Source organism: Nostoc sp. CHAB 5836 (genome assembly GCF_020829445.1).
GTDB lineage: Bacteria > Cyanobacteriota > Cyanobacteriia > Cyanobacteriales > Nostocaceae > Nostoc.
Window position 1 is genome coordinate 24,545 of the sequence record NZ_JAIVFV010000063.1, and the last position, 12,402, is coordinate 36,946.

11 protein-coding genes and 1 pseudogene are annotated in these 12,402 nt (G+C 43.3%); 7 read left to right on the forward strand and 5 right to left on the reverse strand.

Features of this window, described 5'->3' with window-relative positions:
* Window positions 1-72 precede the first annotated feature (72 nt).
* Window positions 73-777 (reverse strand): Uma2 family endonuclease, encoded by a 705-nt coding sequence (locus LC605_RS14740; protein WP_229548273.1) that lies wholly within the window; start codon window positions 775-777, stop codon window positions 73-75.
* 270 nt (window positions 778-1,047) lie between these two features.
* On the opposite strand from LC605_RS14740, the gene glyA reads away from it, so the two are divergent.
* From glyA to LC605_RS32960, 3 genes are all read left to right on the forward strand, one after another.
* Entirely contained in the window at window positions 1,048-2,331 is a 1,284-nt protein-coding gene (gene glyA, locus LC605_RS14745) for a serine hydroxymethyltransferase (RefSeq protein ID WP_229548274.1), read from the forward strand.
* A gap of 237 nt (window positions 2,332-2,568) precedes the next feature.
* On the forward strand, window positions 2,569-3,819 hold the full coding sequence (locus LC605_RS14750; protein WP_229548275.1) for a competence/damage-inducible protein A: 1,251 nt from the start codon (window positions 2,569-2,571) through the stop codon (window positions 3,817-3,819).
* 78 nt (window positions 3,820-3,897) lie between these two features.
* Entirely contained in the window at window positions 3,898-4,020 is a 123-nt protein-coding gene (locus LC605_RS32960; RefSeq protein WP_267868543.1) for a hypothetical protein, read from the forward strand.
* A 701-nt stretch (window positions 4,021-4,721) separates the two neighbouring features.
* On the opposite strand, the gene LC605_RS14755 is transcribed toward LC605_RS32960, so the two are convergent.
* Entirely contained in the window at window positions 4,722-4,913 is a 192-nt protein-coding gene (locus LC605_RS14755) for a hypothetical protein (RefSeq protein ID WP_229548276.1), read from the reverse strand.
* 632 nt (window positions 4,914-5,545) lie between these two features.
* Here LC605_RS14755 and thrC point away from each other — a divergent pair.
* Entirely contained in the window at window positions 5,546-6,637 is a 1,092-nt protein-coding gene (gene thrC, locus LC605_RS14760) for a threonine synthase (protein WP_229548277.1), read from the forward strand.
* Window positions 6,638-6,661: 24 nt separating this feature from the next.
* On the opposite strand, the gene LC605_RS14765 is transcribed toward thrC, so the two are convergent.
* The gene (locus tag LC605_RS14765) at window positions 6,662-7,123 is read right to left on the reverse strand and encodes a hypothetical protein (protein ID WP_229548278.1); all 462 of its coding nucleotides are present in this window, start codon (window positions 7,121-7,123) and stop codon (window positions 6,662-6,664) included.
* Window positions 7,124-7,292: 169 nt separating this feature from the next.
* On the opposite strand from LC605_RS14765, the gene LC605_RS14770 reads away from it, so the two are divergent.
* The 3 genes from LC605_RS14770 (at window position 7,293) to LC605_RS14780 (ending at window position 9,916) form a co-directional block, all read left to right on the forward strand.
* Complete coding sequence (locus LC605_RS14770) at window positions 7,293-8,192, forward strand: YihY/virulence factor BrkB family protein (protein ID WP_229548279.1); 900 nt, start codon at window positions 7,293-7,295, stop codon at window positions 8,190-8,192.
* Between the two features lie 85 nt (window positions 8,193-8,277).
* Entirely contained in the window at window positions 8,278-8,784 is a 507-nt protein-coding gene (locus tag LC605_RS14775) for a DUF4112 domain-containing protein (protein ID WP_229548284.1), read from the forward strand.
* Window positions 8,785-8,983: 199 nt separating this feature from the next.
* Window positions 8,984-9,916 (forward strand): alpha/beta fold hydrolase, encoded by a 933-nt coding sequence (locus LC605_RS14780; protein WP_229548285.1) that lies wholly within the window; start codon window positions 8,984-8,986, stop codon window positions 9,914-9,916.
* Between the two features lie 1,195 nt (window positions 9,917-11,111).
* Here the strand turns inward: LC605_RS14780 and LC605_RS14785 are convergent.
* Both LC605_RS14785 and LC605_RS14790 read right to left on the reverse strand, forming a co-directional pair.
* Window positions 11,112-11,762, reverse strand: a complete 651-nt coding sequence (locus LC605_RS14785; RefSeq protein WP_229548280.1) for a hypothetical protein — start codon at window positions 11,760-11,762, stop codon at window positions 11,112-11,114.
* Between the two features lie 201 nt (window positions 11,763-11,963).
* Window positions 11,964-12,402 (reverse strand): annotated as a pseudogene (locus LC605_RS14790) (ATP-grasp domain-containing protein); the annotation flags it as partial.

Here is a 12,402-nt window from a genome sequence, read left to right on the forward strand (position 1 = left end):
GCCCCCCTTCCCTTCTAGGAAGGGGGGTTTCAAAGCCTCTCTGGGCTTGTCTAACGACAGGCTGACGCCAAATTATTCACTAGGTAGATTATCTGGATCGATGCCCAACGATCGCAAATACTGTGCTAACTGTTCAGCGCGTAGTCGTTCTTGCTGGGCTTGTTCTTCTGATGTCAAATAGCGATCGCCCTGTTTGTCATACCATGACAATAACTCCTGTGGTATCCCAGCAACCATACCCTGGTATCTACCAATACCTAAACCTATTTCTAGCATCCAATAAGGTTCATTTATTTGTAATTTATATTCACCATCCACCAATTTGTACAGTTCAAATGGTTGATGTTGGTCGCGTCGCCAAAATTCTGGGTTGTAAATTACATAGTACAACACGCCAAGTTTGGCATATATCGCCATTTTCTGATCATACTCACCCCCTGGTGTTTGGGATACCATTTCTAATGTGAGTATAGGAACGACACCATTTTCTTCCCAAACTGCGTAACTTGTGCGAGATTTGCCGCCTTTTCTCCGTTCCACTCCCACACTCAAAAATGCATCTGGCACTACCGGCACTCTGGGGTTCACTCCTGTAGTATGATACACGGCCATGTCTACGCCAAAGTACCAATCCAGCCGTGTAGCCCATATCGAGTTTAGTAAAAACAGTAGAATATTGGGCAACAAATTTTGGTTTTCGTTATCCACCGGTGTATCGTCACTACAAGGCAATTCGTCAGTTGTAGGTAACGCATTTTTGAGATCATTTGACAGCATAGTCGTTGTCTCGATGGCGTTCAATTTTTTAATTATAGGCTGAAGGCGCTAGGAGATCAGCTTGGAGAAAAGCAACGTTGTTATGATAATTAATGCATTAATTGAACTTGCGTCTAATAATAAATAAGTTGGCACAAATAAACCTCAAGAGTACGGAGACGATTAATCGCCTCTCTACAGCAGTTAAAAACCATTGCTCTTGACTGTTATTTAGGTGCTGTATCCAACCAAAATCAGCCGTTGTACAAATTTATCTTAAGGATAATTGAAGTGACTAGAACTAATTCAGACTTTCTTACCTCCACTGATCCGGCGATCGCGGAGTTAATCAACGACGAACTACAACGTCAGCGAGATCACCTGGAGCTGATTGCTAGCGAAAACTTTACCTCTGCTGCTGTACTAGCGGCTCAAGGTTCAGTACTGACAAATAAATATGCCGAGGGATTACCTGGTAAACGCTACTATGGCGGTTGTGAGTTGATCGACAAAATCGAACAACTAGCGATCGACCGCGCTAAAAAGATATTTGGTGCTGCTCATGCGAATGTACAACCCCATTCTGGCGCCCAAGCCAATTTTGCAGTGTTCCTATCGCTGCTGCAACCAGGGGACAAAATTATGGGGATGGATTTGTCTCATGGGGGACATCTTACCCACGGTTCCCCTGTAAATGTCTCAGGTAAGTGGTTCCAAGTTAGCCACTACGGCGTCAGTCAACAAACAGAACAACTTGACTATGACCAAATTCGGGAGCTGGCGCTGAGGGAGCGTCCGAAGCTACTGATTTGTGGCTATTCGGCTTATCCTCGGATAATTGATTTTGAAAAGTTCCGTAGCATTGCTGATGAGATTGGTGCTTACTTACTCGCCGATATTGCTCACATTGCTGGTTTAGTTGCCAGTGGTCTTCATCCCGACCCAATTCCTCATTGTCATGTGGTGACAACAACTACCCATAAAACTCTACGTGGCCCTAGAGGTGGTTTAATTTTGACTGGCGACGCAGAACTAGGTAAAAAGCTAGATAAATCCGTTTTTCCTGGCAGCCAAGGCGGGCCATTGGAACACGTCATTGCTGCTAAGGCAGTAGCTTTTGGAGAAGCACTCAAGCCTGAGTTTAAAACCTATTCTGCCCAAGTGATTGAAAATGCTCGTGCTTTGGCCGAACAACTCCAAAACCGGGGGTTAAAATTAGTGTCTAATGGCACTGACAATCATTTAATCCTGGTAGATTTACGTTCTGTCAGTCTCACTGGTAAGCAGGCAGATCAGCTAGTCAGTACTGTGAATATTACTGCTAACAAGAATACTATTCCCTTTGATCCGCAATCGCCATTTGTTACCAGTGGATTGAGGCTAGGTTCGCCAGCAATGACCACCCGGGGCTTAGGAGTAGCAGAATTTACCGAGATTGGAAATATTATTAGCGATCGCCTACTTTCTCCAGATTCCGACATAGTAACCCAAGATTGTCGGCAAAGGGTGGCTGTATTGTGCGATCGCTTCCCCTTATATCCTCACCTGGAAATTCCTGTACCAGCACTAGCCTGAGATGATAGTTAGGAGTTAGGAGTTAAGAGTTAGGAGTTAAGAGTGATGAGTTTTAAGTTTTGAACTCCAAACTCCAAACCCCAAACTCCAAATTCCAAACCCCAAACTCCAAATTCCAAACTCCAAACTCCCAACTCCCAACTCCCAACTCCAAACTCCAAACTCCAAACTCCCAACTCCTAACTCCTAACTCCTAACTCCTAACTCCTAACTCCTAACTCCTAACTATTCCTTCCAATGAGTGCAGAAATTATTTGTGTTGGTACTGAACTGTTGCTAGGAGATATCCTCAACGGCAATGCTCAATTTTTAGCGCAACAATTAGCGCAGCTAGGTATCCCCCACTACTATCAAACAGTGGTTGGGGATAATCCAGAACGGTTGAAGCAAGTTATAGAAATTGCTATTTCCAGAGCGCAAATTCTCGTTTTCACTGGTGGACTCGGCCCAACACCAGATGACCTCACCTGCGAAACCATTGCTGATTTTTTTAAAGTCCCCTTGGTAGAACGTTCTGATATCATCGAAGACATAACCCAAAAATTCGCCCAACGTGGTCGGGTTATGTCACCAAGTAACCGCAAACAGGCTTTAATTCCCCAAGGTGCAGAAATTCTCCCCAACCCCACTGGAACAGCACCCGGTATTATTTGGCAACCGCGTCCTGAAATCACGATTTTTACCTTTCCCGGTGTACCCAGTGAAATGCACCCGATGTGGGAAGAAACAGCCGTGCCATTTCTCAAAAGTCAAGGTTGGGGTAAAGAAATTATTTACAGCCGAAGTTTAAAATTTTGGGGTATTGGTGAATCTGCTTTGGCGGAAAAAGTTGCTTCCTATTTAAAGTTGCCAAATCCCACAGTAGCACCTTATGCAGGTAAGGGGGAAGTAAGATTGCGAGTCTCTGCTAAAGCAACTTCAGAAGCAGCAGCAGAAGCCCTAATTGCGCCGATTGAGAAACAAATTAAAGAAATCGCTGGACTGGATTTTTATGGCATCAATGATAATACCCTTGCTTCCGTGGTTGGTCAGTTGTTGCGTGCATCAAAAGAAACGCTTTCGGTGGCAGAATCTTGTACTGGTGGCGGTTTAGGGCAAATGTTGACTGAGATTTCCGGGAGTTCTGATTACTTTTGGGGTGGAGTAATTTCTTATGACAATTCGGTAAAGGTTGGACTACTGGGGGTTAACCAGGAAGATTTAGATAAATTTGGGGCGGTAAGTGCTACCGTTGCAGAGCAAATGGCTGTTGGGGTAAAAACCCGCCTTGCAACCACTTGGGGATTGAGTATCACTGGTATTGCTGGCCCAACTGGAGGGACAGATACTAAGCCAGTAGGTTTAGTTTACCTTGGTTTAGCTGGGCCAAAGAATGAAGTGGCAAGTTTTGAGTATCAGTTTGGTGCAGTGCGAGGTCGAGCTTTAATTCGTCATCTGAGTGCGAATGCGGCGTTGGATAATCTGCGGCGGAAGTTGTTGACGAGGTAAGTAAGTTGGCGCGAAAAAACCTAAATATGTTACGAAACGTAAATAGGCTTAAAAACCCTTGTAAATGACGAAGGACAAATGACAAATACTTCGACTTCGCTCAGTACAAGTGACAGCCTTAGCCAGTTAGCTTTAATTGCGCCGACCTACTTAGGAGGGATATTATGTTTGTCAGACAAGTTGTCTGACAAGGGAACTTAACGATGCGAATTAATGCGGGATTATAGCAATCCTAAATTTGACTTTTCACGGTATCTGGAAAATCTCACTTCTATTTCTCTCTTACTTTAAGGAGAGATACTTTGAATTTCCCCCCTTCCCGTGTCGGGAAGAGGGTTAGAGTGTTAGAGGTTGTTTGAAAAGTTTTTCACTGTGACTCTAAGCACTTTTCGATCCCCCCTAGCCCCCCTTTGTAAGGGGGGAACCGGAATCAAAGTCCCCCTTATTAAGGGGGATTTAGGGGGATCGAAAACGTTTTGCTACCAACAAGAGGACTTTTCAAACATCCTCTTAGGTTAATCGTTAGCTTTTCCACATAACGTGAAAAGTCAGCAATCGTGACATACTCCTACACTGACTGAGTACAGTACAGTGTAGGCTTCTCATCCAATCCGGCTATTGCTTAGGAGGCGATGAGCTTTATTAGAGAGACGGAATGCCCTGCCGCCCCTATTTATTAATTTTAACTTAGATTTGTTCGTTTCCTCCATGTTTACCGACCGCGCTGTCGCATGGGTCGGTAAACTGTCGTCAACTCACTGGCAATTCATCCCACGCTCCTAAAAGTGAGACGTGGGGCTTCTTGCTGTTTCAGCTAAATGAGTTGTGAAATTACTCGCATTTATCTCTTACTTAAATTTAGATTAGAGAAAGGAAAAGCGATCGCTATCCACAAGACTAACTTATTTTTGTTGGCTAGTTTCTTCTAGACGTTGGTGCTTCAGGTTTTCCAACTGCTGTAACAGGGAGTCTACCTCTGCTTGTAAATACATCAATTTAGCTTGCTGATCGTCTTGATAATAAGACTTGGTTAACTTGCTGACCCAGCTTGTCTGGGACTCGCCATCGGAAACACTAGATAAACAAGTAGGCATCGCTAATTAAATCCACAACTTAACTCACACCATCAGAAATATTATAATCATACTTTCTCTTTTCAGATTTATTATAATATTAGATACTTTCAATCAATTAGTCTAATGGATTTGAGGTTCAATCATCAGAGACGGTGATCAGAAGGGGTTTTTAGGGTGAAAAACGTCCAATTTCAGGGGATCTAGGCCAAGAAACCCTAAAAACGTACAAATAATTTTGGATAATTGATTTTTTGTCAGTCCCTAATGGCTGTGTTCCTGAGAAAACATGAAATGGTAGGTTTATTTCCGCCGACCTCTACTAGTTGAACTGAAGTCGCCGTGGCGGTTTATGATCAAGTGACGACATTCCAAATAAAAGAAAAAGTAGCAAGTTTAACACCTGCACCACGAAAAATAATATTCTTAATAATATCCTTTTGGAATTAAAAGACTGGGAATTGGCAAAGAAATATTAGACATCTGGTGAAAAAGTAGAGACGTAGCAGTGCTACGTCTCTACAAGGGTTCTGGGTAACGCATATTTCATTTCACCAGATGTCTATTGACTTTCGTGCTTTTTTGTACTCTGCACTTACCTATGCCACCCTCTCTAAATATCCGAATCCTTACATTAATAAATTTTAAATATCGTGACTTTGAGCCTGTCTGCTGCTAAATCTCATCGCCAACCCTGGCCCGGACTGATAGAAGCCTATCGGGAATACTTGCCTGTCAGCGAAAAAACACCGATTGTCACTCTGTTGGAGGGCAACACACCTCTAATACCAGTGCCAGCGATCGCAGAACGTATTGGCAGACAAGTGCAGGTTTTTGTAAAATATGACGGTCTAAATCCCACCGGTAGCTTCAAAGACCGAGGGATGACTATGGCAATTTCCAAGGCCAAAGAAGCAGGGGCAAAAGCAGTAATTTGTGCCAGCACGGGTAATACCTCAGCCGCCGCCGCCGCTTATGCTAGGCGTGGGGGCATGAATGCTTTTGTACTGATTCCCGACGGCTATGTGGCGCTGGGCAAGTTGGCACAAGCATTACTCTATGGTGCAGAAGTATTGGCAATTAAAGGTAATTTTGACCAAGCACTAGAAATTGTCCGCCAGATGGCCGAAAGCTATCCGATAACTTTGGTGAATTCCGTCAATCCCTACCGTCTAGAAGGGCAGAAAACAGCAGCCTTTGAAATAGTCGATGTGCTGGGTGATGCCCCAGACTGGGTGTGTATTCCCGTGGGCAATGCCGGAAATATTACAGCATATTGGATGGGCTTTTGTCAATATCATCAAGCCAAAAAGTGCGATCGCTTACCCAGGATGATGGGATTCCAAGCCGCAGGTGCAGCCCCTTTAGTACACGGTCAACCGGTCGCCCATCCCGAAACCCTAGCGACAGCAATTCGCATTGGCAACCCTGCTAGTTGGGAGTTAGCGATCGCAGCCCAAACCGCAAGTCAGGGGAATTTCTACGCCGTTACCGATGCCGAAATTCTCGACGCTTATCGACTTTTGGCAGCATCAGAAGGTATCTTCTGCGAACCTGCTAGCGCCGCTTCTGTAGCTGGGTTGTTGCAGGTGAAAGACCAAATTCCCACAGGAGCGACAGTGGTTTGTGTCCTTACAGGCAATGGTTTAAAAGACCCGGATACAGCCATTAAGCACAATCACAGTCAATTTCAACAGGGTATTGCAGCAGAATTGGGCGCGGTAGCTGAGGCAATGGGATTTTAGGAGTTGGGAGTTGGGAGTTGGGAGTTATTTCTCTCCCTCTGCTCTCCCTGCTCGCTCGCGTGTCAAGCTATCAATAGCATCACCCAAGGCAGTAGTAAGGCTATTGCGGGTTTGGGCGTGGTTGTCCTGCTCAGTTTTCAAAGCTTGTAAGAGGCGATCGCGTTCTTTAATCACGGCGATGAGTTTAGCTTGCAAATCCTCCACAGATTTTAGTTGTTCTATTTCTTGTTGGATAGCTGTGACTGGTGTAACAGCTATTGTCTCTACCTCAAAACCTTGGAGTTTATGTAAATCTGCCTTGAGGGATGCGATCGCCTGTTGGGAGAGTTGGGCATCTGTGCGGCGTTGTTCTGCCTCTGTGTTATAGAGCTTGCGCCATTTTTGGGCACTTTCCCAAGCAGCATCGCGATCGCTCTGAAGTCCCGCCATCTGCTCTTTGAGTACCTGGATTTCTGTCAGCCACTGTTGTGTTAAATCTTGATTCATAAATAATATAGTTAATGGTCATTAGTCATTAGTCATTAGTCATTAGTCATTAGTCAGAAACTCTCTCCCCACTCCCCACCCAGTATTGTTGCGGTAAAAAGATAGATGCGATCGCTACGCAAAATTTGGCAAAGTAGCTAAGGAACCCAACCAGTTTTTACTCTAAATCATGCCAAAGCCTCGCTTTTTCCGCTTTTTTCGCCACCTCAATTGGCGCACACTCAAAAAAACTTTTGCTAGGACAATTGAAAGGCGACTTTTGGGACTAGCTTCGGAAATTGCCTTCAATGCCATGCTATCCCTGTTTCCAGCAATTCTTGCTATCTTCACAGCCATTGGCTTATTGGCAGAATCTTTACAAAACACCTTTAAACAACTGGCGGTGCAACTAAGCCAAGTCCTACCTGAACAAGCCCTGGATCTGATTCGTGATTTTGCCACTACAGAAATTACCAACTCCAAAAACAGTAGTTTGTTTTCTCTGAGCTTTGTATTAGCAATTTGGACTGCTTCTGGGGCGGTGAGTACCGCGATGACAGCCCTCGACCAAATCCATCAAATTCCTTCAGAAAACATCCGTCCCTTTTGGAAAGCCAAGCTCGTCTCTCTGGGATTAACGGTCGGTACTATGTTGCTTTTGATGTTGGCTTCTTTCTTAGTGTTTATCAGTGACTGGCTATTGGGAATGGTAGTGAACCAAAATGACTCTTTGATCTTCTTGTTGCATCTTTGGCAGTTGTTACGCTGGCCTTTAGCTTTAAGTATTGTTGCTACCGCCTTTAGCTTTGTCTATCGTTATGGCCCAAGCAAGTGGAACTCAGGGACGCCAATGATGCCTGGAGCAATTTTAGCAGCTGTTTTCTGGGCAATATTGTCTGCCCTATTTCGGCTTTATGTGGCAAATTTTGGGAATTATAATAAAGTCTATGGTGCTGTAGGGGCTGTGATAGTTTTAATGCTCTGGCTGTCGATGAGCGCTGCTGTTGTGTTAATCGGCGACCAGTTGAACGTGATTGTGGGCGAAGATATGCGCCCAAAAGCACAGCCGCAATCTCACGAAAAATATTAATTAGTAAATCCTGAGAAAACTTTTGACAAATCTCAGTAGGGGAGTAAAATATCAACGATTCAATATAAAATTAGCGATCGCCTTCATGTCTGATTCTCCTCCTCGATTTTCGATAATTGAACCTGATACCAAAGCACCCACCTTGAAGCGCCTGCGTCAGTTAAGCCGGCTGCTGGATAATGTTATTACTATTCCTGGCACGCAGATCGGTTTTGGTCTAGATCCAATTTTAGGACTCATACCGATTGGTGGTGATTTTTTGGGAATCATGTTTTCTAGCTACATCATCCTAGAAGCAGCGCGGCTGGGTGTATCTAGAGCCACTTTAGGCAAAATGGTTTTGAATGTGATCATTGATGGCTTGGTAGGTGCTATCCCAGTTTTGGGAGACTTTTTTGATTTTGCCTGGAGAGCTAACACTAATAATATTAAGCTCTTGGAAGAGTACTTAAAATTTCCCAGCCAGCAAAAGAGTGCAGATAGGTGGTTTATCTTTGCGGTTTTGGCCGGATTGTTGCTAATTTCCATTGTTTTAGTAGCATTGCCTGTGATTCTAATTAGAATCCTGTGGAATGCCTTAACAGGTGGTTAAAATAATTCGTAATTCGTAATGACGCTCCTGCGGACGCTCGTTCCTCTCTACCGCAACGCTTTCGCTACCGCTACGAAGACAGTAATTCGTAATTCAGTTTGGTAACAGCGATAAAGACAAGAGCCACAAAACCTGCGGCTTGTTAGTTACTATGCAACTTGAACTCCCAGAATTGGTTAAATTCTTTATTAATAACCGAATGACAGATTGGTGGCAAGCTACTTTTCCCAAAGGGCGGCAAAGTTTAATTATTAGTGATGCCAAAGGGTATCCTGTACAAATTGCTTATGGCGAAAAAGGTAGAGGTAAACCCATAATTCTATTACATGGTATGGGTAGTTGGAGCTACAATTGGCGTCATAGTATAGCACCATTATCTAAATATTATCGGGTAATTTGTTTCGATGCCAAAGGCTTTGGTTTTTCCGAAAAGCCATTGTCTCGTAGAGAACACAATGGTCATCAAGTTATTGAGTTTCAAAGAGTTATTCAGGCATTATGTGATGAACCCGCAGTGATTGTGGCTGAATCTCTGGGGGGATTAGTTGCTCTTGCTCTTGCTCAAGAAAATCCGCAGTTAATCGGACGGCTTATAGTAGTAAACGTACCTATTTTTACCGAACATCTACCCCATTGGGCTATGTGGTTACTTGCCCAAACGCCCTTAGAAGTAATACAAACAATTGACTCCTTACGTCTGGCATATCTGTTTGCACCTTTATTTAGAGAAATAATGGCAATAGAAAGACGTGGGGTATTATTTGATCCGTCAATTTTGACACAGGAAGATGTTTATTGGATAACTTACCCGTTTATTGAATTACCTGGTGCGATCGCGAAAGTCGCCGAAGAGTTACAAATAGCAGCGCGAGAAATTGAGAATTGGCAAGCAAATAAGCCAAATATGCTCACCAAAATTCAAAATAATTTGAGTGCTATTGAGTGCCCTACACTAGTTTTGTGGGGTGAGCAAGATAGTTGGTTTCCTACTAGTCATGGTGAAAAATTGCATCAACATATCCCCAATTCCAAATTACAGATTTTGTCTAACTGCTGTCATGATGCCTCAACTGGTGCTTCTGAGGTGCTGAATGCAGCGATTATTAAATTTTTACGAGAAACTAACTTCTAAAGAAAATTCATGTTTTGATCAAAGCATCCCAAATATACAAAAATACCTGATAATTATTACGCGCCTGACAATTCAGGTCATCTGGAAAACCTCACTTCTATTTCTCTCTTCCTTTAAGGAGAGAGACTTTGAATTTACCACTTAGAGCATCGGGAAAGGGGTTAGGGGGTTAGGTTTTTGGTGGACTTTTCCACATAACCTGAATTGTCAGATTACGCCCGAGTGTTTCGATAAGAATTATGAATTACATAGCTTGTTTCTCGCCGAAGGCGAGTATTACGAATTAGATAAAAAGAGAGTGAGAGGAAGCATATCAGTCAGCTTTCAAACTCCCACTCTGCCATTTGCTGCTGAAGGGAACAGGAATTTATACAGACGTTGCCCATTCTTTGGGGGCTAATGCGTACTTCAACAACAACGCCCATACGCATTTAATATTCCTGTTGCAGCAAATGCCAAACTTAATTATTGATATTTATTTTCTGAGAAAAATCCTCTGCAAATAACTGGTAGAGATTGTTTTTTGGTTTTGTAAATCACTTGCTAAATAATGTTTTACAAAATGAATTTGCTTGCGTGGTAGTCCCTGAAAACAAAACCCTTGAAGTCGTTTATCTTCATACAATTTAACTTGGTTCATCAAAAGCTGGTTGCCATTTTGGCAGGTTTTTAAATTTACTACTCCCTTCCCCCTACAAGATTACCTATTGATTTTTCTCTCTCTTCCTTGGTGTCCTTGGCGTCCTTGGCGGTTCGTAAAAAAAATTAGGTATTCTTGTGGCGGGAAGGGAGTAATTGCTCATATCTAACTTTTTAAAAGTAGTTAATCCGCTATATAGGACAATACATCATCTAAGAGGATGTTTGAAAAGTCGTAAAGTATAGTATAAACCCCGCTTCCATTCCTCTGCCCGTTGGCGTCAGCCTGTCGTTAGACAAGGGTCGAGAGGCTTTGAAACCCCCATTCCCTCCAAGCGTATTGACCCATAATAAGTAGTTTGTAGTGGGGACTTCAGTCCCCAAAGCCAGGACTTTAGTCCTGACTACCAAGTAACATTTTTGATTCAGTTTGATTAACCGGATATGATATCATTCGTACATAACAAGATTCCCGACTTCTTACAAAAGTCGGGAATCTGAGCCAAACTAATTGGCCAAAAGTGTTAATTTAACAAGGTTTTACTTTACAGTAGTATTAATACTGGCGTAAAATTGCAGACAATGAACTATTTTTACGAAGATCCATCAAGTCTGCTAAAGGTTCTGTGGGCGTATCTAGGTGGTGCTTGTGTTCTGCTGGTAGAACCGTCACCAGATGTTTTCCTTTAGGTTGCATCTGCATAACGGGCATAAGCTGTTTCTGTGGCACAAAAATTGGTTGGTTCTTGGGAAGGCGTGGTTCCAATCTTTGGTAATGGTTCTGTGCCAAGGGTAACTGATGGCGGTTAACCTGTTTTTGGACTTTTTGTGGTTCCGTTGTCCGGTTCAGCATTCGGAAAATCAGCAAGCAACCACTACCACAACTGAGGACGATCGCAGCTACCATCCATAAAGGTGTAGTATTACTATTCTCAGAGAGCGCATTGATTGGTTCTTCAACTATAACTGGGATTTTTTCTGGTTCTTCTTGTGCTAATGGGCCGGCGTTACCTAAGCTATACAAGGCAAAAGCGCCACCTCCCATAAACATGGCTAAAAACCCAGTTAGCAATAGCCAAGGATGATGTGCAACCAGATATATCAGAACATTCGAGCTTTTTCTTCGTCTCGATTTCTTGTTTGTCAGCTGTGGAGTAGCCCCTCTTAGTTGGGTTGGCTCGCGCTGTACACTCTGACTTTTTTCCATGATTACTTTCAGATTTGTACCCCTCTAGTCAATAAATTGTACTGGAGGAGTCAAGCATCAGGTATCCGTAACAAAATTTCCGATTCAAGTAGCTTTTTTGTAAAACATAGGCTACCAAATCTGGCTAACTTTTGCCAAAATTCTGTATTTCCTGGAACTTTTTGCTGTAAAAATCTGGAAATCAGTTCGCTTTTTTCTCCCTCAGCTAGGAGAATTCCTTTCAAGAGCAAGTTGAATTAACCGATCAACTAATTCTGGAAAGGAGACTCCACTATGGGCCCAGAGTTGGGGATACATACTCGTCGCTGTAAAGCCTGGCAACGTATTGATTTCGTTAATCAAAACTTCTTTTGTGGCTTCCACATAGAAGAAATCTACCCTTGCTAACCCCGCAGCGTCAACAGCTGCAAAGGCTTGCAAAGCCATGTCCTGGATTTGACGGGCGATCGCATCTGGAAGCGGTGCTGGTATCCGTAAATCTGCTAGTCCTTCCGTATATTTAGTTTCATAATCATAAAAATCGCTGTCATAAGTAATCTCTCCAACGACAGAAGCTTGGGGTTGATCATTACCTAAAACGGCACACTCGACTTCTCTAGCGACGACACCAGCTTCTACAACTAGTCGGCGGTCATAACTG